The following is a 25,550-nucleotide window of genomic DNA, read 5'->3' on the forward strand; positions in this document are numbered from 1 at the left end:
TTGGTGGTTGGTCGTTGGTTGTTGGTCGTTGGTTGTTGGTCGTTGGTTGTTGGTCGTTGGTTGTTGGTCGTTGGTGGTTGGTCGTTGGTTGTTGGTCGTTGGTCGTTGGTTCACCAATCACCAGCCACCAGCCACCAGCCACCAGCCACCAGCCACCAACCACCAACCACTAGCCACCAACCACCAAACACCAGCCACCTGCTTCAGATGAGGTAGACGATCGTGAACAAGATGATCCAAACGAGGTCGACGAAGTGCCAATACAAGCCAATCACCTCGACGCCGCGGTGATCGGCTTGCGAGTACTTCCCACGAAACGCCTTCTGCGTGACGAAGATCATGCAGAGCACTCCGATCGTCACGTGAAAACCGTGAAAGCCCGTCATCGTGTAGAAGGTCGAGCCGTACAGACCTTCACTCGGTATAAAGCCCTTTTCGATCAGGTGGGTATACTCGTAAACCTGAACCCCGACGAAACTCGCTCCGATGATCACCGTCGCGAGCAGCCAGAGACGAAGCTGCTTTAGAAAGCCGTCCTGCACTGCCGCGAAGGCTTTGACCATCGTCACCGAGCTGCAGATCAGCAGGAACGTGTTCACCGCGGTTACAGGTATGTTCAACACCTGACCGGGTGGCTTCCATGAGCTGGGGTGCGCGAACCGGAGAATGACGTAGGTCCCGATGAGCGCCGTGAAGAACATCACTTCCGAGCCGAGGAAGATCCACATCCCCAGCTTCTCGGTGTAGACGCCCGCTCCGGCCGCGCGCGATGGCGGCGGGAGCATGACGTCTTCGGGCATTGCGGCGTGCGCCATGGTCTCTCCTCAGTCGCCAGCGGGTTGCGGATGTGCCGCGCCCATACCACCGGGCATCGGCAGATTCTGCGGGAGATAATCCTGATCGGAATGTGGCGAGCTGTACTCGTACGGTCCGCGATACACGGTCGGCACGACGTCGCCGAAGTTCCCATGTGGCGGCGGTGACGCGACCGTCCACTCCAATCCATTGTCGAGCCACGGATTCATCGGCGCTTTCTCACCCTTGAACCAGCTGAGGATGAAATTGGCGGCGAAGAGGAATTGTGTGGCGAACAGGCAGAACGCGCTGATGGATATGAAGACGTTCACCGGCTGCACTTCCCGCAGGAACGCGTACTGCGTTGGATCGTAGATGCGACGCATGTGGCCGTGCAGCCCGAGCTGGTGCATCGGGAAGAAGGTGCAATTGTAGAACACGAGCGTCAGCCAGAAGTGCACTTTCCCCCAGAACGGATTCATCATCCGCCCGAACATCTTCGGGTACCAGTACGTGACGGCGGCGAAGATCGCAAAGAGGCTGCCGCCGAAGAGCACGTAGTGCAGATGCGCGACGATGAAGTACGTGTCGTGGATATAGATATCGAACGGCGACGCGGCCATGAAAACGCCGCTCAGCCCACCAATGACGAACATCGAAACAAACGCCAGCGCGTGCAGCATCGGCACATGAAACGTGATGTTCCCCTCCCAGATCGTACCAAGCCAATTGAATGTCTTGATCGCGGAAGGCACCGCGATGAGCAAAGTGGAAATCATGAACGTCGTGCCGAGCGTCGGATTCATGCCGCTCTGGAACATGTGGTGGCCCCACACGCCCCAGCCGAGGAAGCCGATCGCGATGATCGCGAGCACCATCGAGGTATATCCAAAGATGGGTTTCCTCGCACCATTCGCGATGATATCAGAGACCATCCCCATTCCCGGCAAAATGAGGATATAGACCTCTGGATGACCGAAGAACCAGAACAGATGCTGCCAGAGAAGCGGCTGGCCACCTGCCTGCGGGTCGAAGAAGTGCGTGCCGATCGTCTGATCGAACAGCAGCAGGATCGCGGCACCCGAAAGGACAGGGATGGCCAATAGCACCAAGCATGCGGTCACGAACAATGCCCAGATGCTCAGAGGTAAACGAAACCAGTTCATGCCCGGCGCTCGCATGTTGATCACGGTCGTTATGTAGTTGAACGATCCCATGATCGATGAGAGCCCGAGAATGATGAGGCTCAAACACCAGAAGATCTGGCCGAGGTGTACGCCGGTGAGATCGGATCGTGCGCTGAGCGGCGCGTAGGACGTCCATCCCGCCGCGGCGCTGCCGCCTTCGACAAAGAATCCGGCGAGCATGAGCAACCCCGCGGGCACCGCCGTCCAGAACGACGCCATGTTGATGCGCGGGAACGCCATGTCCGGCGCGCCGATCTTGAGCGGAATCAAGTAATTGCCAAACACACCCACGAGCAGCGGCATGATCGCGAAGAAGACCATGAACGTGCCGTGCATCGTGACCGCCGAGTTGTAGAACTCCGGCAGCACGACGCCGTTGCTCGTGTACGTGTCGGGGAGGAGCGTTCCACCGGGCAGCGGTTTACCGGGGAACCCGAGCTGCCAGCGCATGACCATCGCCAGCGTGCCACCGAGCAGCAAGAAACTGAGGCTCATTATCAGAAACTGAATCCCGATAATCTTGTGGTCGGTGGAGAAGATGTACTTTCTAATGAAGGACCGATCGTCCACATGCCCGTGGCCGTGGTCGTGAGTGTACGTGGAACTGCCTGTCGCGGTCGTCGCCATAGTTGAGACCTTCAGCGTTGGGCGACCGAGTGGGCTTGTGCCACCCAGCGGTCGTAGTCTGCCTGCGTGTGGACGGTCACGACGGCGCGCATCCTGTAGTGGCCCTGGCCGCACAGCTCCGCGCATCCGAGCTCATACTCACCGACCTTCGTCGGCTGGAACCAGACGCGTATGTGCATCCCGGGCACAGCGTCCTGCTTGATCCGAAACGCCGGGACGAAGAATGAGTGGATCGCGTCTTCTGACGTCAGCGTCGCGACGGTCGGACGATCGACCGGCACGTGCAGCTGGCCGCGGACGGTGAAGTCATCGCTCGTTCCCATCTTTCCGTCCGCTCCGGGATACGTGATGTTCCACTCGAACTGCTTGGCGTGAATCTCGATCGGCATCGCGTTAGGTGGAACGCCCTCGCGCCCCTTGATCTTGTTCCACGCCGGCGCGCTCAACACACCGATCACGACGACGACGACTGCGGTCACGCCAGTCCAGATGATCTCCGCCCTGGTGCTGCCGTGTACATACGTCGCCTTCCGGCCCGGTCGCTTGCGATAGCGCACGAGAAAGACGATCAGCGCTGCCTCGACGAGCACGAACGCGATGCCCGTCACGACGAGGATCAGATAGTAGATCCAGTCGATGTCGCCGACGAACGTCGACGCACCGGGTGGTAGCATCCAGCTCAGGAAGTTGCCCATGTCACGCCTTCGGAGCACTGAAGGTGAAATCGGCCGTCTTCGTTTCCCCGGCGCCGACGGTGACGGTTTGCTGCTGCACGCCCGCCTTCTCGTGCCATGCCTCGATCGTGTACGTGCCCGCGGGGAGATTCTTGATCGTGAAGGAGCCGTCCGGCCCCGACGTCGCGAAGAACGGATGCGGCAACACGCCGACCCACGCGTGCATCCATCCGTGCACGTTGCACTCGAGCGGTACCATGACTTCCGGCTTCGTGAACGACCGCTTCGACGTCATGCCCGCGCTTGGCTGGCTGATGTTGAAGCCACGGTTCTCCTTTGGAAGAGCCTTGATGTTGTGCAAGACGTTGTCGTCGTTCTTGATGATGATATCCTGATCGACCTGCACGCCGAAGACGCGCGGATGATACAGGCATCCGTTCTGATCGATCTCGGCAGGCGTCGTCGGCTTCGGATACGTCGCGCCGACGGGCAATCCACTTTTCACATACACGAACACGTTGCCGAGCTTCCCGTCGCTGACGACGTACTGGGGATCGGTCGGCGGTGACGTGTATTTGCTCTGACACGCACTCTCCTGACTCATGTCGATCTTCGGATTCGCCGGAGCAGCACCGGTGAAATGAATGACCCCAGAGACCGTGGCGTTGCCGGTCGGGCCGGCCGCACCGCCGCCGGCACCCGCTCCAGATCCTCCCGCCTGCGCGACGGCGCTGTTTCCCGCGCCCGCGTTCCCTCCCTTGCTGCCACCGCATCCCCAGAGGCCAAAGGCGAGGGCCACTGCACCAAGCGTCATTCGTTTCATCGTTCCTCCGTGTGTGATGAATCCGCAGCGCTCCCGCCGTTCTCTACGCGGCGTTGAGCGCGTGTGACCAACAACATCCCCAGCCCGGCCGACAGCGCGATCATCGCGATCGGTGCGACGAAGACGCGCTTCGGCGTCGGGACGTCCAGATACACCATGTACCAGGTACTCACCGCACCGCGAATCTCGTCTTCGCCGCTCGATCCATCGGCGGCGAAGAAGGCGACCGGGATCGCGTGGCCGGCGTTGAAGCGAGGGACCTGCGTCGTGTCGCTCGATTCGAGCGGCCGAGTGAACACCACCTGCCACTGCCCATCCACATACTTCGCCGCCTGCGTGACTCGCCCGTTAGGCAGGGCGGTGAACTTGGCGATCCCCGTTTCGGTCCCCTCCTCGAGGCGCGGCTCGCTCGTCCACCGCCAGACGTAGACGGGCATCTTGGCGTCGCCGCCAAGGAAGTACGGGCGCTTCGACTCGTCGTTAGGGTGCTGCGCCCACTGCACGACGAGGCGATCGGGACCCTGCTGCGTCGCGAGCGGTCCGTCGACGTCGGTCAACGTCTTCGACATGCGGCCGAGGAATTCGTCCCAGACCGGATCCGGGCTCTTCGATGGGTCGTCCCATGCGACGCGCAGTACGAGCTTGGTGCCGTCGTGCAGCGCCTGCACCCACACGCCGTCGACGGTCGGCGCGAACCAGCGCGGTTTGGCGATGATCTGTCCAACGAGCGGCACCCAGAATCGCTCGACGTTCTGCCAGGCGGGCGCGTCCGGCGACGTCGGGAGCGCGGAGGCGCTGCGCGCGGCGCGAATCACCTCGCGCGACTCCGGCGCCTTCTCCGGCGAGAGGCTGTGCACATATTGCGCGACGCGCCAGAGCTGCTCGTCGGTGATGAGCTTATTGTCTATCGCGTCCTGGAACGACGGCATCGGCGTCCCGTCGAGTCCCGTGCGGAGACGCGTGTAGATCGCCTGGACGGAGCTCCCACCACGGAATTTCCAGTTCTCGGTGAGATCGGCTGGGCGAATCGGATTGCCGTAGTCGTCCTTGAGCGTCGGCGCGGATTTGCCGTCGGAGCGGCCTGCCATGCCGTGGCACTTGGAGCACTCGAGCTTCTGGAAGACCGCCTTGCCTTCGTCGATGCCGCTGCCACTCGGGGCGTTGCCGATCGCGATGACTTTCGCCTTCGTGTCCTTGAACGAGCTCGGCGAGAAGCTCTTGATGTACTCGATGACGGCTCCGATCTCGCCGGCGCTCAGCCGCGACTTCCATTCGGGCATCGCGGTGCCGGGCATACCGACTTCGATGATGTGCCGGAGGTCGTCGTCGGTCGGGATCTCGCCGCTGGCGGTAGTTCGAATTTTATAAACACCCTTCGTGAAGTCACGCGGGTGTGGCAGCATCGCCTTCGATCCATAGCCATCGCCGGCTCCGGCGTCGCCGTGGCATCCGGCGCACCATTTGTTGTAGACGACTTTGCCGTTTTGCGCGTGCACTGGCGCGGACACTGCGAATACGGCTGTCATCGCGAGAAGAGCGTGGCACCGATACCAATTCTTCTCATAGTTCTCGGAATTCCATGAAGATGCGGAGGTTCTCACTTGGGGCCTCCGGTGCTCGTCGTCGGCTGCTTGGTGCCAGTGGGATTCTTCTGTTCTTCCGGCGACGCCTCCCAGCGTCGCGGCTGCACGCCCGTCTGATCGTACAGGAACATCACCACCGACCAGATCTCGTCTTCCGTGAGATAGTTCTCCCACACCGGCATCGCCGAATTCCATGGCGTGCCTTCGCGTGGAAGACCGGGTCCTCCCTTCGCGACGCGCCAGAAGACGTAGCTCTCGGTGAGCTGCGCGATCGTGCCGTTGTCGGAGAAGTTGGCCGGCGACGGACTGAAGCCGTGCGCGAAGTGGCCCTGGCCGTCGAGATGATCGCCGTGACAGGCGATGCAATTCTGATAGTAGACGCGCCTTCCTTCGCGCAGATGGTCGGCCATCGCACCGGCCTTGCGCAGCGGATTCTCGAGACCCGAGAGCTGTATCGTCTTGCCGCGGAAGCTGATCTGCCCAGGCGGGGCAGGGTGGATCGAGCGGAGCTCGATCGGCGCGTCGACGCGCGGCCGCGCTTGTTGATACGTCTCGAAACCAAGCAGCACCGGAACGGCGACGAGCAGTCCCATTCGGAGCCACCGCTTGTCCCGATCGACGAGCGTGGCGTAGAGCGGCTCCTTGAAGGTGCGCCAGCGGAGCTCGTCGCTGCTCACGAAGATCAGCACGCCGATGACGGCGATGAACATATACTGAAGCACGACGCTGTGTGGCACCGGTGCGCTGCTGACACCGAACAGCGGTGGCACATATTGCACACCGATCGTGAATGCCAGGTACGCAACGACGAGCAGGATCACGCCCTGCCAGAACGGATGCCGCAGTACGAAACGGAGTCGCGTCATTTCTTGTTGGCGAGGAAGTTGACGAGCGCCTCCAACTGCGCGGCGCTGAGCATCGTCCCAAAGGTGCCAGGCATCATGCCCGCGAACTTCTCGTAGCCCTTCGTCGTGTCGCTGCTCGGGTTGAGTATCTTCTTACGGATCGAGGCCGCGCTTCGGCGACTGCCGACGTGATCCCACGATGGGCCGATGTTCCCGCCTTTGCCGTCGATCTGGTGGCAGCCGACACACCCCTTCTCGCTGTAGAGCTTCAGCGGATCGAGCGTCGCCGTCATCGCCGGGCCGGCGGGTGCAGGCGCGGCGCCACCGGCTGCGGGCGCCGGCGACGTCCTCTTAATGTCATCTCCAGTGACGTCGACCGTGCCGCCCTGCGACTCGAGGAACGCCACCGCCGCCCAGATCTGATCCTCGGAGAGCTGCTTGCGCATGTCCGGCATGATCGGATCGAAGCCCGCGACGATGTACGCCTGCGGCTGCGTCAGCGACTCGTACAGGTACGCCTTGCAATCCATGTTCGGCTTGCGCGTCCCGCAGCGCGCGCCGATCGCGCCTTGCCCCTTGTAGTCCGTGATCAGATTCGGGGCGCGCGTCCCCAGACCATGACACGCGGTGCACCCACCGGCGCCGTTAAAAATCTTCTCACCAGCGGCGACCAGCTGGTCCGGCGTGACGCTCGAGCCGAGCGCGAGTGCCTCCGGCACCTCGGACTGTAGCTGCGGGATGATGTGCGCGAAGGTCGTATAGAAGCCGACGACGAGAAGCGCCAGCACGAGGATCTTGAGATTCGTTTTCCACATGGCGTCAGTCTCCTGTGACGGGCGCTGTGCCGCGGGCAGGCATTTTTGCGCCATGTGGAAGGGCAACTCCGCGTAACTCCGCGGCCTCGGTATGCCCGGCACTCTCGGCGAGCGAGCCAAGCCAGAAGATGAACGCGACGAGAGAGAGGAAGATCAGCACGCATGCGCTGATCATGTTCGCGGCGTAGCCTAACGCGGGCGTGAATGCCTGGTCGCTCGTGTCGCGCATGACCTCCCAAACGTGCCAATGCTGCCGGATGCCGCTGCGCGCGAAGCCCATCAGACCCATGAGCCAAGTAAACGTTACTGCCAGCACAAAAAGCGCGTATTGCGAGCGATCGGGCATCTGCCCCCACCGAATCTCGCCGCGCGACTTCGCGCCGCGGCCAATAAATGCGTCGATGATCGAGACGCCGAGAATACAGGCAAGAACCGCGAGCACTTGATAAACGCTGAAACCAATACGAACGATCGCCTCGACGAAGTAGCCGTACACGCCGTAGAAGAGCACCACGCCGGCGGCGATCGCGAACATTGCTCCCTGAATCATTGTGCCGGTGCGCGCCCACGGTACGACGGTCTCCTTGTTGGCGCGTCGATAGATGAGGAATGACAAAAACGTCGTCAGGATCATGAGGTTCACGGCGGTGTTCTTGGCGCTCATGACACCGAGCACATTCAAGAACGGATGGTGCGCACCGCCCATCGCCGCGAGCTCCGCACGCGTCGCGATCATCGTGTGGGGCGTCGACCACGCGATCCAGCAGACGATCAGCAGCAGCAGCATCCACTTCGTGTACGGGACAAAACGCTCAGCGCCAGGAATCCGTCCCATGCCTAACCACAGGTAATAATTGGCGCAGAGGAAGAGCACTCCGATCAAAACAGCTTGAACGATCCACAACCAACTCATAAAACCGCCCATCATCGTGATGCCCATCTGCTGGTTGTACTGGTAGATCTCTCTGCCTAACCAGTATCCGGCGAAGGGCAGGACGATGAACGTTGAGATCGCGATAAAGTTCCCGACGTAGCCCATCCAGTCATAGTGCGCGCGCTCTTCATCCGTCTTCGCGGCCAAAAAACGGTAGGCGGCGTAGGCGGCGACAATAGAGCCACCGAAGACGGCATTAGCGATCAGTCGGTGAATATTTATCGGAATCCACGTCGCATTGGCGATCGCGTTCCACATCGTCACGCCCGGCGGCAGGCCTTCCGCGGTGACGCCCTTCGGTGGCGACATCATATAGGTCAGCCAGCCGTTGGCGATCAGCATCACCGTCGTGCCCCAGGCGTTGAGCAGCACGCCGAGTGCGAGGTGGAACCACTTCGCGCGCCCGGTGCGGAATCGCTCCCAGCCGTAGTAGTACACGTACAGCGTGAACGACTCGACGAAGAACAGGCTCACGTAGATCCACATCGAGACGCTGAAGATCTTCGCCATGTGCGCCCAGAACTTGGGATAGAGCGTCGTCAGGGCGAAGAGGAGCATCGCGCCCCACAGCGCCGTCGCGCTGTAGGCAAACACGAGCAGTCGCGTGAACTCGTGCGACAGTTTGTCATATTTTGAATCTTTGCTGACGATGCCGATCAACTCGGTGATCACGGCGAACATCGGCACGCCTAACACGAAGGCGGCGAACATCAGGTGGACTTCGGCGGCGATCCAGACCGCGCCGCGGCCGCCGATGCCGGGGAAGTGACCATAAGCGCCGGCGGTGTCGCTCACGGCTTGCTGCAGGAGCGGGAGGGCGAGGCTGAGTATCATCTCACTCCTCGTCCAGGAAGAACGGCCGCTTCTTGGAGAAGTCGACAGGCATCGACTGGCGAACCTCGCGCATGACGTTGAGGGTAATCTCGGTTTGGCCGTGTCGCTTCGCGTACTCCTCGATACGATGGGCGACGACGGCGCGAACGAACGACGGGATGCGCTGGAGCCGCGCGTCCGCATCGGCACTCCACGGCATGCTGCGATCGGCGTTCATGCCGTAGGTGATTTGTCGAGGGCGCTCGATGGGCACCGTGGCCTTCGGCTGATACACACACGATGGATCGTCGGCGAGAATGTCGCCGGTGACGGCGAGCGCCCGCGCGCGACATCCACCGCACAGCGCCCGGTACTCACAGCGTCCGCATCGACCGCCAAGCTCCGGCGCACGCAGCGACTGGAAGAGCGCCGAAGTTCGCCAGACGTGCGCAAACGAGTCGCGACGCAGATCACCCGCGGCTTCCGGCACGTACGGGCACGGCGTGAGCTTTCCGTCGGGTGTCACGCGACAATACTGGATACCGCATGGACACCGTGTTTCATAATTGAGTATTGGTGAATCGGGCGCCAATGTATGCACGAGCCGCATGAAATGCGGTGCGCACTTGGCGCGCACCATCATGCGGCCGAGATAGCCCCGGTGCAGCGTGACCAGCTCCGTGAGTACTTCCTCATATTCGGCGGCCGTCAGATCCGACAGACGAGCGCCACGACCAGTGGGCACGAGGAAATACGCATTGAAAGAGACCGCTCCTTCGCGCGCCGCCCATTCGACGAGGCGCCCCAACTCGGCACGGTTTCCCTTGGTAATGGTCGTCTGGACGATGAAGTCGAGCTTGTGCGCGCGCAGTCGCGCGATCGCCGCCGCCGTCGCCTCGAAGGCGCCGTGGCCGCGGCGGAAGTTGTCGTGGTGTTTCGGCGTCAGCGAATCGACGGAGACGGCAAATCCAGTTACACCGGCGCTCTTGAGCGAATCGATACGACGATCGTCGAGCAGCGTTCCGTTGGTGCCGACCACCACGGTGGCACCATGTTCCACCGCATTTTCGGCGATGCGCTCGAGGTCAGTGCGCAGGAGCGGCTCGCCGCCGGAGAGGATGAACAGTGGCGAGGGATTGAGCGCGAGAATCTCGCGCGCGATGCGCAGGCACTCGCTCGTCGACAGCTCACTCGTCGCCGACTCGTGCGGGCCCGCCGAGATGTAGCAGTGGGCACACTCGAGGTTGCAACGGCGCGTGAGGTTCCACGCGACCACGTGTGGCACGTGATCACGCGGCGTCTCGAGCTTCGGCGCCTCGTCCCGTCGGAAGTCTACCGCGGATGCCCCAATCGGAGCGCACCCTTGCCGTCGCGAGCGAAAACAGGTCTTTGAGAGGGGCTAGGGGCTAGAGCCTGGGGGTTAGGGTGAAACCCCCAACCCCTACGCTCTAGACCCTAACCCCTCTCGTGGATCCATCCCTGCTCGAAGCAGCGTTGAAGGTTTCAACCGCCCCTCCGCACCAGTTCCTCTACGGCTGCCTTTGCGTCTTCCGGTTTCACCAACGCGAAATCCACCGGACACTTCGCCGCTTTTGCTTCGACGTCGCGTATCGGGCAGCGTGTGATTCCCGCCGCCTTTGCTTCCTCGATCATCTGCCGCATCTCCGGCGAGAGCGCGGGCGCGCTCCCTTCGGCTTCGGCGCGAATCTGCTTCGCGCGCAGCTCGTTGAACATCACGAGCATCGTGTCCATGTCGAACTCGTCGGCCTCGATCATGGCCTGCTTGTTCTCGTCCATCACGCGCGTCGTTATGCGCCAGATCTCGTGCGCGCGCCCGAAGCGCTCGACGGTGTTGCGCGCGAGCGGGCGGGCGATCAGCGGCACGAGCTGCAAGCGCGACCACGCTTCATGTGTCCACACGATCGGGTCCGTCGCCGTGCGCGGGCGCTGGCCGATGCGGCCCGTCACCGGACACTTGACCTCGACGCTCGAGTCGATCGGCTCCGGATCTTCGTCGTGGCCTTCGATTTTCGTGCGCGTCATCTGCTCCTGCGCCTTCACCTCGGCCAACGCGATCTCCTCGGCGCTCCCAATCCCCATGATGAGCTGCATGTGCGTTGGCAGGAGCTTTCGAATCGCTTCGTCCAGGCGCGGGTTCGTGACAATGTCACCGCCGTGCTCGAGGACGAATTCCTCCACTGCTTTACGAGCAATGCCCTGTGCGAATGGCGGAACCCGCAGAATGCGAACTTCGGCGTCCGGCGCCCAGGGCAGGGAAGCGACGCCGTCTTCCTCGATCCATGGAATGTCTTCGGGCCTAACGCCAACCGTGCCGATCAGCAACGTGTTGCAAGGCGCCATGCGGATGAGGTTCTCCGCTTGCGAGCCGAGCTCCGTGTCGTCGATGCGGTGCGCGCCGTGACGGCCGATGATCAGCAGCGACGGCTTGATCTCCTCTGCCCACTGCATGATTACTTGAAATGGTTTGCCGACCAGGATCTGGGTCTTGACAGGAACGTCCGGGAATTCCTGACTCATTACTTCGGCGCGCTTGAGGTTTGCCTGGCACAGCTTGAGCAAACCCTTATCGATGATGTTGTTGTGTAGCTCTTCCTGCTCCTCGAACTTGAAGACTTTGGACGCCTGCACCGAGAGCACGTCCTTGATATTGCCGAAAACGACGTGGTGATACTCGACGTCGAACGCGCTGCAGACATAGAGCGAGGCACCGAATTCCTGGGCGAGCTCGAGCGCGCTTCTCATCGCTTTGTACGAGTACGACGAGCCGTCGACGCAGACCATGAATCGACCGCCGGACATCGCGCTCGCATCCCGCACGATGAGCATGTCCTTCTCGATCCCGCGTAACGATCGCGCAACGACTCCGCCGAGTTGAGAGAATGCTTGTTTGCCGAGTCCGTGGGCGCCGAGGGCGACGAGATCGTATTGTCTGCCTGACGAGCCGACGAGCTTCGCGGCTTCGTCTTCCTCTTCGGCGACGATGCGTCCGTTCTCGCCGAGTCGAACGTCGCTCCGCGTCTTCGCGCCGCCGTCGTACCCAGCGGCGCGATTCGGATCGAAGCCGATGAGCCCTGGCAGCCGCCCCTCGCCGCGATTCACCTCGCGCACGATCTCCTCGTAGTTGATTCCCTCGAGGAGTTGCCGCGTGATCGGAACGCCGGCGCGCTCACAGCGCATCGCGAGTTGATCGAGAAAGCTGTCAGCGATGAGCTGCAGCCCCTTCTCGATCAACTTGTCGTGAATTTTGCGCTGGCGTTTGATCTCTTCGGCAGTCTGGAACTGTGCGGGGAGGCCGGTCTCGAGCTGACGGAAGCGGACATCGTGGAGACGCGCGGCGTAGACGTGATTGCCGGTGATGCGTCCGCCGGAGGCTCGGCAGATTTCAATGGCTCGTTCGAGAGCCCAATCGGAGTGTGGCGAGTTATCGACGGGAACAAAGACTTCCCTATATGGCATGACTCCGCCCTCGGCCGTGATGGGGTCGCTTAATGGATGCTCCTGAATTGCGATGCTCTTCTCTACAGACCATCAGAGTCGGAGATGCGCGAATTCTCGTGCGCTCCACCCACTCAGACCAACCGAGACAACGTGACCGCGCACGAGAATCGCTATTTGGAGTCGCTCGCGCTCTGCGCTCGCTCCAATTCCTCTCGCGAATCGGCCAACCGAGGCATCTTCGCCGGCGCGAGATATGAAACGGTGCGATTCGCGTGTCAAGGGATTGCGAAAGGAAATTTCGCTCTGTCATCCCGAGCCACCTTGCCGCGCCAAATGGCGCGTGTTCTGTTATCGGTCGACGCAGTACGGTCAGGCGACGCGACCCTTTCGTCGCGCCGCCAGCGTAGCGTCGCCTAACGACTGCCGCAGTCGTGGTGTGACCCTCAACGTGGAGGAGCAACCATGGAGATCGCCCGTGCCCGGAGACATCCCGGCCCCTCTCGGTCCCTCATTATCCTGGCGTGCGTCGCGCTCCTGGGCGCATGTACGGACCAATCGCCGACCGCCGTGACGTCGCGCCCCGACGCGAGCGATGCGGCGCTGAACCTCGACCGCACCGCCGACGCGCATACGCGCTATGTATCGCCGAGCGGGCAGGACGCAGGGAGCTGCAGGGCGTCGTCGCCATGCAAGACGATCAACTTCGCGATCGCCCAGGCGAGTCCCGGTGACGTCGTGTCCGTGGGCAAGGGAACGTACCACGAGTCGGTGAACGTAGCGAAGCGGCTGACGCTTGCCGGCCACGACGCGACGATCGACGCCACCGGACAAGCGTCGCCGCCTAACGCGGTCGTCATCGCGGGCGATGCGGCCTCGGGAACGCGCCTCACCGGGTTCACGATCACGAACGCCGGACTCGAAGGCGTCTTCGTGAACAAGACGTCGCGAATTACGATCGAGCACAATACGGTCGTCAACAACGACACCTACGGACCGAACAATCCTCTGTGCGTGGCCCAGCCCGACGACTGCGGCGAAGCGGTCCACCTCCAGACGGTCACGAACTCGGTCGTGCGCGACAATCTCGTCAAGAACAACGTCGGCGGAATCCTTCTCACCGACGAAGACGGTCCGACACACGGCATCCTCATCGTCGACAATCGTGTGCTCGACAACACGCTGGACTGCGGCATCACGCTCGCATCGCATCACTTCGACCCGACGAAGGCAGCGACACCAGACGTCGCCGGCATCTATCACAATACCGTCCTGCATAACGTCGCAAACGGCAACGGCGCCGCGGGCATTGGCGTTTTTGCCGGCCCGCCCGGCGGCGCGGCCTGGGGGAACACCGTCACCGGCAACGTCGCGAAGCACAATGGCGAGAGCGGGGTCATGATTCACAGCCACACGCCGGCGCAGTACGTCGACAAGAACGTGGTCGTGAACAATGAGCTCGCTGGGAACGGTATCGACGTCGACAATCCGATCGACGACGCGACGACGGACATCAGCGTCTTCAGTGCCGTGATTCCGATTCCGCACACCGTGATCGCCGGAAATCGTCTCAGTGATGCTCATTACGGCATCGTCATCTACAATGCGGTCGAGGTGTCGGGCCTCCGCAGTAACAAGTTCGCGAAGTCGATCGCGGTGCCGATCAAGCGTCAGTAAGCATGTGGCGCTCGCTGATCGCCGTGTCGCTCGTGGCGACCTTGCCGGCAACAGGGTTGCCGCAAGGCCGCCGCGGCGCACCGGTGAATCTCCCCGACGGCCCAGGCAAGGACATCGTTCAGAGCGTGTGCGCGCAGTGCCATTCGCTCAGCCTCATCGCCAACGACGGATACTCGCGCGAGGAATGGCCTCGCATCTTCGGCACGATGATCGATCTGCCTAACGAACAGAAGAACATCGTCGCCGACTATCTCGCCGCGCATTTCCCCGAGAAGGCAAAGCCGCCCGCGGTGTTGATCGCTGGTCCCGCCACCGTGACCTTCAGGGAATGGGCGCTGCCGACGAAAGGCTCACGTCCTCATGATCCACTCGCGACGCCGGACGACGCGCTCTGGTACACGGGACAGTTCGCGAACAAGCTCGGACGCGTCGACACGAAGACGGGCGAGATCAAGGAATACACGCTCACGACTCCCGCCTCCGGTCCGCACGGTCTCGTCGCCGACAAGGATGGCAACATCTGGTTCACCGCGAACTTCAAGGGCTACATCGGCAAGCTCGATCCGAAGACCGGTCACATCACCGAGTACAAGCTCCCCGACGGCGCGCGCGATCCGCACACGCCGATATTCGATCAGAACGGAACACTTTGGTTCACCGTTCAAGCAGCCAACATGCTGGGCCGTCTCGATCCGAAGACGGGCAATGTCAAAATGGTGTCGTCGCCGACGCCGCGCTCCAATCCGTACGGCATGGTCGTCACGTCCGCGGGCATACCGTTCTTCGTCGAGTTCGGGAGCAACAAGATCGCGAGCATCGATCCGAGCACGATGGCGATTCGCGAATGGGTGCTGCCTAACGAAGCAACGCGGCCGCGACGTGTCGCGATCGACAACGACGACATTCTCTGGTACTCCGACTACTCGCGCGGCTACCTCGGCCGCTTCGACCCGAAAACCGGACAGACGCGCGAGTGGGCGTCGCCCGGCGGCCCGAAATCGCAGCCGTACGCGATCACGTTCTCGCGCGGCGCCATCTGGTACGTCGAGTCGGCCGTGAAACCGAACGCGCTCGTCCGCTTCGATCCCAGGACGGAGAAATTCCAGACGTGGGCCATTCCGGGCGGCGGTGGCGTCGTCCGGAACATGATGCCGACGAAAGACGGGAATCTCGTGCTTGCCGAGAGCGGCTTGAACATGGTCGCCCTCGCCGAGCTCGCGCGCTAGCACATTCCTGGCTCGTTAGGTACCCGCATCATGACGAAGCCAAGCGTCGGCGGACTCATGGTGACGTTTCTCATGCTGCACCTTCTCGCGCTCGAATCATGCAAGCCGTATGCGCGCGACGCTGGTAATCGCGATTCGCAAAACTCCCCCTCAACGGCGACGACTATGGCGACCGCAAAGACTCTCACCGAGATCTCGCTCTCGAGCGCTGGCTTCAAGGACGGCGAAGCCATTCCGGTACAGTTCACGTGTGACGGCGCCAACGAATCGCCGCCACTCGCGTGGGCCGACGCGCCCGTCAACACCGCGTCCTTCGCGTTGATCGTCGAAGATCCCGACGCGCCGGGAGGGACGTTCATTCACTGGGTGCTCTACGACATCCCGCCGATGACGCACGCGCTGCCGCAAGGTGTGCCGAAGGGTCCGACGGTGTCGATGCTCGGTGGCGCGAAGCAAGGCAAGACGGGTTTCAAGAACGCGCTCGGCTACGGCGGCCCGTGCCCGCCGAAGGGTTCGGCGCACCACTACCACTTCATTCTGCACGCGCTCGACGCCTCGTTAGGCCTCCAGCCCGGTGCCACCCACGAGGAAGTGGTGGCGGCGATCCGTGGTCACGAGATTGCCCGAGGGGAACTGGTCGGACTTTACGCACGAAAGACGTAGCGGCTAGCCGCCTTTCCGATAGCCGTCCACTGCTTCCCCGAGGCGCTTCAGGAGCTCCGCGCTCGGCGCGATGGAATCGGGCTGCGCCGTTAGGCGCCGAACTGGAGACGACACCCCTGCGAACAGGACGGCGATCAACAGGAAGAGCTGGACATTGCGCGTCCGCATACGCACCTCCTTCCGAGGGTTGACCATCGGCGACACCGAATCAGCGGCCTCTGCAGTCGAATGAGCTTACCGTCGTATCGAGGCGATCGCAAATCGCGGGAGTAGAGGCGCTCCGGGCACTATGACGATACTGCTCGCTGACGCTCGCTAGCACGTCTATATGACGCAGTATCGGGATCATCGGGGAATCTCGGGAAAGCGCGCGAGCTCGAGACTCGAGAAGTGAGTGGTGAGATCGGGCCTACTCCGAGATGCCTGAGTGCGACTTCGAAAAGGCCGGAGCTCATTACTCAAGTCTCGCTTCTGTAGCTCGCCCTCGACGCGACTCGTCCCAGAAATTCCTGAAGAACCCCGCGTTGTCATAGTGCCACGGAGCGACCCCGCTCCTGCTATCGCTAGGGCCCTGAGCTAGAGCAGCTCAGGGCACTATCTGCTCGCCGCTCTCGTCCCATACCGTGAGCGCGTCCACCGGGCAGCTCGCGCACGCGCGCAGCAAACAGGCGCGATCCACCGTCTCCGGCGCGCGGAACACCGCGATGTCCTCGCCATCGAGTATGAACGCGTCCGGCGCGGCCGTGACGCAATCGCCAAACCCGACGCACAGCGTGCGATCGATGCGCACGCGCAAGCCGCCGACGACGCGGTCGTGCAACTCGTCGCTCACATTCCCTCGAGGCCGAGCTCCTCGCGCGCGCGATCCATCACCGCCGGCGTGATCTCGGCAATCGCACGGTCGCGCGCGTAGTCGCTGTAGATCTTCTTCACCATTCCGCGGACGAAGCTCGGCACCTTCGCGAGGCGCAGCTCGGCGTCAGCAGACCACATCGGGCGCGGAGCGCGTGGCGCCTCTTCGGTAAACGCGTCATCGCGGCCGGCGAGAGCGGTGCGCGTGAACTCGAGCGGTTGGTCATCGAGCGTTCGCCCGCCGATCTCGACGCCTAACGTGCTCACGAGCTGCGTCTCCATCGGATTCGCGAGCATCGCGACGCGTCGCCCGCAGCGCGGGCAGGTGAATGACGCGGTGAACGTGCCGTCGCCCGGTTGCTGCCGCTCCTCGAAGGTCATCTGCGTGTCGCAGTCGATGCAAAGGAATTTCAAAGGGGCTAGGGGCTAAGGGCTGGGGGCTAGGGCCTGCACCAGAGACATCGGCAACGGCGGCGTGCTGGCACCTGGTGGGACGAATGGAAGCCGCGCGAGCAATGGTACGTCGAACGCCGCGGCGAGGCGGGCGCCCGCGTTACCCGAGAACAATGGGCCGATCGTGTCACAGGTCGCGCATGCGTATCCGCTCATGTTCTCGACGACGCCGAGGATGGTGACGCCGGCGTCGCGGGCGGCCGCGAGCGCGCGCTGCACCGAGCGCGCGGACTCGTCGCTCGGGATCGTCACGGCGATTGCCGCGAGCTTGTCGTGGACGAGGGTCGCGAGATCGGCGAGGCGTCCCGCGTCCGGCGGCATGTCGATGAGCAGCAGGTCGAGCGCGCCCCACGCCACGTCGCCAAGAAATTCACGCAGCACGCTCGCCTCGGCGGCCCCGCGCCAGACATGCGATTCGCCCGCGGTCGAGCGCCAGGCGAGCGGGCGTCCGTCGTCGAGCAGCAGATCCGTGGAAACCACGCGAATATCGTGGCTGCCTAACGCTGGATGCACCGCATCGTCGCCGACGCGGAGCGGCCCGCAGGCACCGAGCAATCGCGCGACCGTGGGGCTCTGCAGGTCCGCGTCGAGCACTCCGACGGACGCTGCTCGCTCAGCGACCACGCGCGCGAGCGACGCGGTCACGTAGCTCTTGCCGACGCCGCCTTTGCCGCTGACGATGGCGACGACGCGCTTGACGTTTCGCAATCGCTCGATGACGCGTGCTCGTTGCCGGCCGACCTGCTCGCCTAACGCGGAGCGGTCCGGGCCTTCGACGTCGAAATAAGTACGATGAGTCACAGATCCCACGCTGCCCGCGCGAGCATCCAGAGGGTGATGACGATGACGCCGATGCCGACGACGTAGAATGACCGCGGAATCGGCCGGTCGGCGCCGGCGAAAAAAGAATAACGAATGAGGGGAAACAGCAGCACCGCGTCGAGCGCCCACAGTACGCGGACGAAGATCACGTTCTGCCAACGCAAGATCCCGAAGAACACCAGCACAGCGACGCCAGCGCCGGCGATCAGCCACGGCAGGGGTGAACCAAGGGGCGAGAAGGGAAGCAGGCCCGCGCGCCACATCTCGTACGCCGACGCCTCACGCAGGATCGCGGCGTGAAGATATACGAACGCGGCCTGCCTGAATTTCATCTCGCGCGAGGTCCACACGTGCAGTGTGGCCGCATCCGCCATCGAAGACCGTTCCCGTGTGCGACGCGGCGATATTAGCGCTGGGGATCGCAGGGGGTTAGGGGAGTAGGGGCTAGGGGTTAAGTGGGCCTGACAGAATCGGAACAAACGCCGACGCCTGCTGCTTCGTAATTGTATACAAGGACGGTCGAGCAGTCGGACTCAGACGAAACGGTCGGAGAGGAGGGGGACATGTCTCGGATTACTGCATGGGGCATTCGATGCCTCGCGTTTGCTATCGCCTTCACGTCAACGGCAAATGCGCAGCAGCTACCCGCCGGACGCGCGCCCGTGCCGCGGCAAGTGCTGAATGCGAGGACGGTCTTCATCGGGAATGGCGGAAGCGAGAGCTACGGCGCGGACAGCTATTATCATCTCACGAAATTCGACGGCGGTCCGGACCGCGCGTACAACTCGTTCTATGCGGCGGTGAAGGAGTGGGGGCACTACGACCTCGTTGGCACCACCGACGTCGCCGATCTGCTGCTCGTGATTCGATTCACGAATCCCGTCGTCGATCGCTCGAATCTGATCGCGAGCGGGGATCAGCCGCACGACTGGGTCTACGATCCGCAGCTCAACGTGTCGATGAACGATCCCCGAACGGGACTCCCGCTCTGGGCGATCACGGAGCACATCGAGCCGTCGAACGATCGCGCGGTCGCGAACCGGCATTTCGACGAAGCGGTCACGCGGCTCGTCGCTGATTTGCAAAGACTCATCCTGAATCCCGATGCGCCCGTTGCGCAAACGCCGCCGCCGGGTGCAATCGCCGCGGCGGAGAAGTATCAACGCGGGAAGCATGCGGGCATCGGAATGTTGTTAGGCGCAGCCGTCGGCACATACGTCGGCTCGCGGTCGGTGAACGACGCTTGCACCGACTTCAATAACCTCGAAGGGTGCTATTCGCGCGGCGTGTCGCGCGGACGCAATATCCTCATCGGCGGCGTCGCGGGCGCCATCGCAGGGTCCCTCATTGGTTGGGTGTGGCCGACCAGCGTCGAGGGATTGCCGGGCGTCGAGGTGCGCTATTAAGATCGCAGGGCCATACCAGGAGAGGGCATGGTCCTCGGACATTACGGCGTCGCCTTTGCCGCCAAGCGCCTAACGCCGCGCACGTCGCTCGGGACGTCGGTGCTCGCCGCGCAATGGCTCGACGAGCTCTGGCCGATCCTCGTCGTCGCCGGCGTCGAACAGGTGGCCGTGTCATCGGCACCGGTCGGCGCGAGCACATTGGATTTCGTCTACTATCCGTTCTCGCACAGTCTCGCCGCCGCCGTCGTCTGGAGCATCGTCTTCGGAGGACTCTATTTCTTATCGCGGCGCGATCGTCGGAGCGCATTGATCGTTGGACTGCTCGTGCTGAGTCATTGGGTTCTCGACTTCCCGATGCATCTGCCCGACCTCCCGCTCTGGCCTGGCTCGTCGACGCGCGTGGGGCTGGGCGCATGGCGATCGTTTCCGCTCACGATTTTTCTCGAGCTCGTGATTTTCATTCCCGGACTCGTCGTGTACCTTCGCGCGACGCGCGCGCGCGACCGCGTGGGAAGTTGGGCGCTGTGGACGATGGTGATCGTGCTCGTGCTCATCTATTTCAGCAGCTTCGTCTCGCCGGCACCGTCGAGTGGTCGCGCCGTCGGCTTCAGTGCCCTCGGCCTCTGGCTGTTCGTGCCGTGGAGCTACTGGATCGATCGTCACCGTGAGGTCGTGGCGGCGAGTCCGGTGACGCCATCATGAGGTGGCTGCGGCGGCCGGGCGTGGTCGCGCCGATCCCGTTGTTGGTGCTCTTCGGCGCGTTCATCGCGGCGATCGTCTACATCGTCGCGGCCTCGTTCGTTCGACGCGATGCACCGGTCTTCTCGCCGTCGCCGATCGAGCGCGCGCGGCGAGCGAACTGGGAACGCGCCGGCGACACGTTGACGATCGACGCGAGCGACGGCGATCGCTGGCAGTATGTATCGCTGGCGCGCGGACGAGTGCTCACGCTGCCCGACACCGCGAGTTGGGACATCGCGGTGCAGCGCTATCGCGTCATCACTCCAACGAGTGGAGGGATCGCGGACCTCGGTGCCACGACGTTCGATGGCGCGCGCGTCGATAAATCGTCACGGTTCGTGCCGACGACCGGCGTCGACCAGCCGCAGAACGACGCCATCGATCATTGGTATCGTTATAACATGCTCACGCACTTGCTCGAGCCCAACGGGCACGTGTTCGCCGTCCGGACGCCTGGCGCGATGTTGTGGAAGGTGGCCGTCTTGAGCTATTACTGCCCGAAGCTACAGGCAGGATGCCTCACCGTGCGTTACGCGCCGACGCAACCGGCACCTTAATGCCCGTCGGCGCGGAATGTGCCTTGGTGTCGCGTTTGCTCGGGGGCGAGCAATCAACATCTGCGAGGACGCAACGATGAGAATAGTTCCGCCAAGCTTGACACACGTCACAATCGCGGCGCTCGCCGGCATGCTGTTCGTGCTGCCGAGCACGGGGGCGCAGGCTCAGCCGCCACGGCAGATGGGCGGGCAGAACGAGCGGGCACGGCAAGCGTGCGACAATGCCGCGGCTCAGGCCGGCTACCGCGTGATGCGGCGCGACCGCGAGAACGTGAATGGCAACTCCTATCAATTGCCGATGCACGTGTCGCACGGGTCGAACGAGAGCGACATCACCTGCAGCTACGACTTCCAGCGCCGCGTGGCGAACGTGCCGCCGTGGGCCGGCCAGACCGTAGCGAACGGCCCTGGCAGCCGGTACATGCAACGTGCGCAACGGACGTGTGAGAACTACATCAACCAGCGCCGCGGCATGCACGTGATGCAGGTGGGAACGCCGACGCAGCACGGACAGCGGCAGTGGGACGTCCCAGTCACCGTGCGGCGAAATGGCCGCGGCGACGAAACTGTCACGTGCCGATACAACACCGCGAATGGAAAGGTGTCGTTGCATTGAGTGAGTGACGCTCGTCTTCGCGATGGGGTTTGGCCTCGTAGCCAAGTCCCATCGCGAGGAGCTCAATGACGAAATGGTTAGTGGCAGCTGGGGTCCTTGTCGCCGCGATCGTCGCGGGCTGCAGCGCTCCGGAGCAGGTGCCGCAGACGTGCGGTGGTCCGCCCGGCGTGCTCGTGCAGGTTGCGGGCATCGTGCTCGAGGTGCGCGATCCCTTTGGTCGGGGCCAGGCCATCGGCACGACGGCGACTGTGAAGCGCTCCGATGGAATCACGGCGCCCGCCGACGTTGAGGATACGCTCAAGATCGGATCCGCATTCGATCTCGCCGGCAGCTTCTCGGTGACGCTGAGCCGTCCCTACTATCAGGATGCGACCGTATCGAACGTCAACGTCACGCCGAACGGTTGCATCGTGAACACGACGACGGTGCCGGTCGTCATGCAGCTCGCGGCCGGAGCGCCGCCGCTGCGCGCGATGACCGTCCTCGGCGCGGTGTTCCTCGATCACGCCGGCGCGCAGGCGCAGCTCGTCCCCCACTTCGACGCCGATCCGGGCGTGTCGACGGCCGTCACCTGGCAAGTGGACGACGCGACGCTCGCGAGCGTCGACGCGAATGGCGTGGTGACGGCCAAGTGCACGAAATCGGGCGGCACGGTCAAGGTGACGGCGACGTCCGCGGTGGACGCGTCGATCACGAGCTCCGTGACGATGGGCATCGCGCCGGTGGCGAGTTGTCCATAGTGAACGCCAGGTCGGCGGTCGCCTGCATCATGCTCGGCGGAGCGGCGATCGTCGCATCGTGCGGTGGCGATAAGCCGACGGCCAACTGCGGGCAGCCTGTTTTGGGCGTCATCATCTTCGCGCCCGGGATCGATCTGCTCGTGCGCGATCCCTTCGGTCGCGGTCAGGCCATCGGCACGTCAGCGACGATTCGTGGCTCGGACGGCACGACAGACCAGACGCGCGCCGAGGACACGCTGCACCTGGTGTCCGAGGCCAATCGCACGGGGACGTTCACGGTAACCGTGACGCGGCCGTACTACCGCGACGCCACGATCACGAACGTGAAGGTGACGCCTAACGGCTGCTTCCCGAACACGACCACGGTGCCAGTGACGCTGCAGTTGGCGGCCGGCGCACCGTCCCTGCGCGCGATGATTCTCCTCGGGCAGCAGTTCCTCGATGCGCCGGGCGCGCAGGCACATCTCGTGACCCACTTCGACGCGAATCCTGATGTCTCGACGGCGGTGACGTGGGATGTAAACTCCCCGACACTGGCGTCCGTCGATGCGAACGGCATCGTAACGGCGAAGTGCACGACGACCGGCGGCACCGTGACGGTGATGGCGACGTCGCTAGTGGATCCGTCGATTACAAGCTCTGTAAACCTGGGCGTCGCGCCCGCGGCGAGCTGCCCGTAACGAGTGAGCCGAGTGTGGACTGAAGGCGGAGGGGCTTCGGTTGTGGGGTAGCAGCCGGTGGGCTACATTGCGCTATCCGCCGGACGCTTGGTGAGGCCGGCGACGGGACGTAGCGCAGTCCGGTAGCGCACCTGAATGGGGTTCAGGGGGTCGCGGGTTCAAATCCCGCCGTCCCGATTTAAGCAGTTACTAAACAACGACTTACAGCGACCTCGATCGCTGTAAGTCGTTTTGTTAAACATACACCACAAGTGAGCCTACTTAAGGTGTTGATGAGCATATTCTTATTCTGAGTCACCGGCGCGAAATGTGTCATGAATGGCGATTATCGTTTTTTCCGTGGGGTATGATTTGAGTCATTCCGGACGAAATCGATATCTGGCGGCAACCCCACGACACGGCGAGCGGTTCTCGTAAGTCCTTTGATAACAACGCGGTTCCAAGGGCCCCGTAGCGTGAACGCTGCTGCACCTGATGGCCAATCAGGTGGTCGCGCGACGAAGAACCCCGAGGCCAACGGCGAGACATGCACCCGATTCCTCGTCGAGCGCGGAGCCGCCCTGTTGATACCGCGGTATGCTGCGACCCGGCACTGATACGAAGGTGCAATGTCTGAACACCGTCGGGCGCTCGCAGTATGCGTGAACAATGAATGACGGAGCTCAAGAATGGCATTCGACACGACCCTGATGCCCCCTGCGCCCAGCGACGCTCTGGCGGAGCGCAGCGGTGACGCATCGAACGGCTTCGCGACCAAGAACAGTCTTCCGCTCGGAACGCGACTGGAGGTCTGTCAACTACTGAACCAGCGCTTGGCAGAGTGCGTCGATCTCGAGACGCAATGCAAGCAGGCGCATTGGAACGTGAAGGGGCCAAATTTCATCGCGCTCCATGAGCTGTTCGACAAAGTGCACGAAGCGGTCGACGAGTACGCAGATCTCATCGCGGAACGGATTGTCCAACTCGGTGGCGTCGCAGAGGGAACCGCTCGCGCGGCGGTGCGACGGTCGACCCTGCTCGACTATCCACTGAACATTGCTGCCGGGGACCTGCACGTCGCCGCGCTGTCGGACGCCCTGGCTGAGTTCGGGCGAGCAGCCCGCATTGCGATCGAAGAAATGAACGAGCTCGAGGACGCGGGGAGTGCCGACGTATTGACGGAGATCTCACGCGGCATCGATAAGTGGCTCTGGTTCGTCGAAGCGCATCAGCAAACCTCCTCGGAGAGTGTTCGATGAGAGACTCACGCACGGTACGCCTAACGCTGGTCGGTCTGGTCATCGCTGGCATCGTGGGCACCGATGCCCTTGGTGGACACTCCTCATCGGCCTCCGCCGCAGAGCTGACCGCGCCTACCAGCCCCGGACGCGCAACCAGGAGCTCGGCCGCGAAACCCACCATCGTTCTCGTTCACGGTGCTTTCGCGGATGCCACTGGATGGCAGCATGTCATCCCCATCCTCGAGCGCGATGGGTACAACGTCGTCGCGGTGCAGAATTCCCTCGCGTCGCTCTCGGGAGACGTCGAGACGACGAAGCGGCTCATCGATGCGCAAACCGGACCCGTCGTCGTCGTGGGCCATTCGTACGGTGGGGCCGTCATCACGGGAGCAGCGGCAGGAAACGCGAACGTCGAGGCCCTGGTGTATATCGCCGCCTTCGCGCCGGAACCCGGAGAAGCCGTCGCCGCCTTTGGCGAGAAGTATCCTGCGCCGCTCGGCAAGGCGCTCAAGTCCGATGCAGCTGGCTTTCTCTACGTCGATCGCGCGTACTTCCGCCAGCTCTTTGCGCCTGACGTACCCGGAGTGGAAGCACGCGTCATGGCAGCAACGCAGAAGCCGATTCACAACAGTTCATTCGGCGAGTCCGTGCCCGAGGCAGCGTGGAAGACGATCCCTTCGTGGTACATCGTCGCGACTGAGGATCAGGCGCTCAATCCGGAGCTCGAGCGATTCTACGCCAAGCGCATCAACGCGACGACCATTGAGATCAAATCGAGTCACGTTGTCTTCATCTCGCACGCACTGGAGGTGGCTCGGTTCATCGAGCGCGCGGCGAACGTGCCACGCCCCGGCGGCGCATAGCAGTCATTCTCTGGGCCACGTAGGCGCGCGCATCGACCTCGTGGCCTTGAAGCGTCGTGAGGCGCACGATCTTCAATGCCGAAGCAGCTCGAGCGAGGCGTACGCTGCGGTTGCGCGCTGTTGCAGTTCGGCGCCCGAAACAGCACGGCTGTCATCCTGGTCCCGATCGCACTGGGCGCACCACCCGATACCAAAGTCTCATACACCATCGCACCGGCTGGGCGCAGAATTCCGAGGCCGCGCACAGGTCCAGAGAGGTTGTGATGCGCCCCGAGATCGTTCCCGGTGCAGTGTTTCCTGATTACGAGCTACCTGACCACCAGGCCAGGACCCGATCATCATCGCTCGAGGCCACCACTGCCCCAAGGAACCCCAGCAGCGGAGCTCGCGGCGTTCTACTCGAAGATTGCCGTTGCGTACACGCAGATCGTGACAATCGCGACCGACGGGGATGCCCATCGACCGTCGACCTCTGGCATGAC

Annotated in this window: 27 protein-coding genes and 1 tRNA gene; 13 read left to right on the forward strand and 15 right to left on the reverse strand. The window is 62.9% G+C overall.

Going from position 1 to position 25,550, the window contains the following annotated elements; genetic code table 11:
• Positions 1-203 precede the first annotated feature (203 nt).
• The 10 genes from VGH98_06095 to VGH98_06140 all read right to left on the reverse strand — a co-directional run bounded on the left by VGH98_06095 (position 204) and on the right by VGH98_06140 (position 12,573).
• Entirely contained in the window at positions 204-815 is a 612-nt protein-coding gene (locus VGH98_06095) for a cytochrome c oxidase subunit 3 (protein HEY2375529.1), read from the reverse strand.
• Between the two features lie 9 nt (positions 816-824).
• On the reverse strand, positions 825-2,735 hold the full coding sequence (locus VGH98_06100) for a cbb3-type cytochrome c oxidase subunit I (protein ID HEY2375530.1): 1,911 nt from the start codon (positions 2,733-2,735) through the stop codon (positions 825-827).
• Positions 2,621-3,304 (reverse strand): cytochrome c oxidase subunit II, encoded by a 684-nt coding sequence (coxB, locus tag VGH98_06105; protein HEY2375531.1) that lies wholly within the window; start codon positions 3,302-3,304, stop codon positions 2,621-2,623. Before coxB ends, VGH98_06100 begins: the two co-directional genes overlap by 115 nt.
• A 1-nt stretch (position 3,305) precedes the next feature.
• Entirely contained in the window at positions 3,306-4,106 is an 801-nt protein-coding gene (locus VGH98_06110; GenBank protein HEY2375532.1) for a carboxypeptidase regulatory-like domain-containing protein, read from the reverse strand.
• Positions 4,103-5,632: a c-type cytochrome gene (locus VGH98_06115; GenBank protein ID HEY2375533.1), complete on the reverse strand. Its 1,530-nt coding sequence runs from the start codon at positions 5,630-5,632 to the stop codon at positions 4,103-4,105. Before VGH98_06115 ends, VGH98_06110 begins: the two co-directional genes overlap by 4 nt.
• A gap of 71 nt (positions 5,633-5,703) precedes the next feature.
• On the reverse strand, positions 5,704-6,555 hold the full coding sequence (locus VGH98_06120; protein HEY2375534.1) for a cytochrome c: 852 nt from the start codon (positions 6,553-6,555) through the stop codon (positions 5,704-5,706).
• Entirely contained in the window at positions 6,552-7,349 is a 798-nt protein-coding gene (locus VGH98_06125; GenBank protein ID HEY2375535.1) for a c-type cytochrome, read from the reverse strand. Before VGH98_06125 ends, VGH98_06120 begins: the two co-directional genes overlap by 4 nt.
• Positions 7,350-7,353: 4 nt before the next feature.
• Positions 7,354-9,117 (reverse strand): cytochrome ubiquinol oxidase subunit I, encoded by a 1,764-nt coding sequence (locus VGH98_06130; protein ID HEY2375536.1) that lies wholly within the window; start codon positions 9,115-9,117, stop codon positions 7,354-7,356.
• A gap of 1 nt (position 9,118) precedes the next feature.
• Positions 9,119-10,381 (reverse strand): radical SAM protein, encoded by a 1,263-nt coding sequence (locus tag VGH98_06135; GenBank protein ID HEY2375537.1) that lies wholly within the window; start codon positions 10,379-10,381, stop codon positions 9,119-9,121.
• 218 nt (positions 10,382-10,599) lie between these two features.
• Complete coding sequence (locus VGH98_06140) at positions 10,600-12,573, reverse strand: universal stress protein (protein ID HEY2375538.1); 1,974 nt, start codon at positions 12,571-12,573, stop codon at positions 10,600-10,602.
• Positions 12,574-13,017: 444 nt separating this feature from the next.
• Here VGH98_06140 and VGH98_06145 point away from each other — a divergent pair, with 444 nt between their 5' ends.
• From VGH98_06145 to VGH98_06155, 3 genes are read left to right on the forward strand one after another with little or no spacing between them, the layout of a single operon-like run.
• Positions 13,018-14,229, forward strand: a complete 1,212-nt coding sequence (locus tag VGH98_06145; GenBank protein HEY2375539.1) for a right-handed parallel beta-helix repeat-containing protein — start codon at positions 13,018-13,020, stop codon at positions 14,227-14,229.
• A gap of 2 nt (positions 14,230-14,231) precedes the next feature.
• A complete protein-coding gene (locus VGH98_06150) occupies positions 14,232-15,455 on the forward strand; it encodes a hypothetical protein (protein HEY2375540.1) in 1,224 nt (407 codons plus the stop codon).
• Between the two features lie 30 nt (positions 15,456-15,485).
• On the forward strand, positions 15,486-16,118 hold the full coding sequence (locus VGH98_06155) for a YbhB/YbcL family Raf kinase inhibitor-like protein (protein HEY2375541.1): 633 nt from the start codon (positions 15,486-15,488) through the stop codon (positions 16,116-16,118).
• 3 nt (positions 16,119-16,121) lie between these two features.
• Here the strand turns inward: VGH98_06155 and VGH98_06160 are convergent, their stop codons facing one another.
• The 5 genes from VGH98_06160 to VGH98_06180 all read right to left on the reverse strand — a co-directional run bounded on the left by VGH98_06160 (position 16,122) and on the right by VGH98_06180 (position 18,619).
• Positions 16,122-16,286, reverse strand: a complete 165-nt coding sequence (locus tag VGH98_06160) for a hypothetical protein (GenBank protein HEY2375542.1) — start codon at positions 16,284-16,286, stop codon at positions 16,122-16,124.
• Between the two features lie 418 nt (positions 16,287-16,704).
• A complete protein-coding gene (locus VGH98_06165) occupies positions 16,705-16,950 on the reverse strand; it encodes a ferredoxin (GenBank protein ID HEY2375543.1) in 246 nt (81 codons plus the stop codon).
• Entirely contained in the window at positions 16,947-17,384 is a 438-nt protein-coding gene (locus VGH98_06170; protein ID HEY2375544.1) for a hypothetical protein, read from the reverse strand. The genes VGH98_06165 and VGH98_06170 overlap by 4 nt, the downstream gene beginning before the upstream one ends.
• A 12-nt stretch (positions 17,385-17,396) precedes the next feature.
• The gene (locus VGH98_06175; GenBank protein ID HEY2375545.1) at positions 17,397-18,224 is read right to left on the reverse strand and encodes a P-loop NTPase; all 828 of its coding nucleotides are present in this window, start codon (positions 18,222-18,224) and stop codon (positions 17,397-17,399) included.
• The gene (locus VGH98_06180) at positions 18,221-18,619 is read right to left on the reverse strand and encodes a hypothetical protein (GenBank protein HEY2375546.1); all 399 of its coding nucleotides are present in this window, start codon (positions 18,617-18,619) and stop codon (positions 18,221-18,223) included. The genes VGH98_06175 and VGH98_06180 overlap by 4 nt, the downstream gene beginning before the upstream one ends.
• Positions 18,620-18,808: 189 nt before the next feature.
• Between VGH98_06180 and VGH98_06185 the strand changes: the two genes are divergently transcribed.
• From VGH98_06185 to VGH98_06230, 10 genes are all read left to right on the forward strand, one after another.
• Entirely contained in the window at positions 18,809-19,651 is an 843-nt protein-coding gene (locus tag VGH98_06185; GenBank protein ID HEY2375547.1) for a hypothetical protein, read from the forward strand.
• 27 nt (positions 19,652-19,678) lie between these two features.
• The gene (locus VGH98_06190; GenBank protein ID HEY2375548.1) at positions 19,679-20,353 is read left to right on the forward strand and encodes a metal-dependent hydrolase; all 675 of its coding nucleotides are present in this window, start codon (positions 19,679-19,681) and stop codon (positions 20,351-20,353) included.
• Entirely contained in the window at positions 20,350-20,949 is a 600-nt protein-coding gene (locus VGH98_06195; protein HEY2375549.1) for an HmuY family protein, read from the forward strand. Before VGH98_06190 ends, VGH98_06195 begins: the two co-directional genes overlap by 4 nt.
• Positions 20,950-21,025: 76 nt before the next feature.
• Complete coding sequence (locus tag VGH98_06200; GenBank protein ID HEY2375550.1) at positions 21,026-21,565, forward strand: hypothetical protein; 540 nt, start codon at positions 21,026-21,028, stop codon at positions 21,563-21,565.
• Positions 21,566-21,630: 65 nt separating this feature from the next.
• Entirely contained in the window at positions 21,631-22,305 is a 675-nt protein-coding gene (locus VGH98_06205; protein HEY2375551.1) for an Ig-like domain-containing protein, read from the forward strand.
• Entirely contained in the window at positions 22,305-22,985 is a 681-nt protein-coding gene (locus VGH98_06210; protein HEY2375552.1) for a hypothetical protein, read from the forward strand. The genes VGH98_06205 and VGH98_06210 overlap by 1 nt, the downstream gene beginning before the upstream one ends.
• 103 nt (positions 22,986-23,088) lie before the next feature.
• Positions 23,089-23,162: transfer RNA gene (locus tag VGH98_06215), tRNA-Pro, on the forward strand.
• A gap of 491 nt (positions 23,163-23,653) precedes the next feature.
• On the forward strand, positions 23,654-24,223 hold the full coding sequence (dps, locus tag VGH98_06220) for a DNA starvation/stationary phase protection protein Dps (GenBank protein ID HEY2375553.1): 570 nt from the start codon (positions 23,654-23,656) through the stop codon (positions 24,221-24,223).
• Positions 24,220-25,068, forward strand: coding sequence for an alpha/beta hydrolase (locus VGH98_06225; GenBank protein ID HEY2375554.1), 849 nt, complete (start codon positions 24,220-24,222; stop codon positions 25,066-25,068). Before dps ends, VGH98_06225 begins: the two co-directional genes overlap by 4 nt.
• A 285-nt stretch (positions 25,069-25,353) precedes the next feature.
• Positions 25,354-25,550 (forward strand): hypothetical protein (locus tag VGH98_06230; protein ID HEY2375555.1); only part of this gene is annotated, 197 nt, incomplete at its 3' end.

The sequence above is a fragment of the Gemmatimonadaceae bacterium genome (assembly GCA_036496605.1).
In the GTDB taxonomy this organism is placed as follows: domain Bacteria; phylum Gemmatimonadota; class Gemmatimonadetes; order Gemmatimonadales; family Gemmatimonadaceae; genus AG2.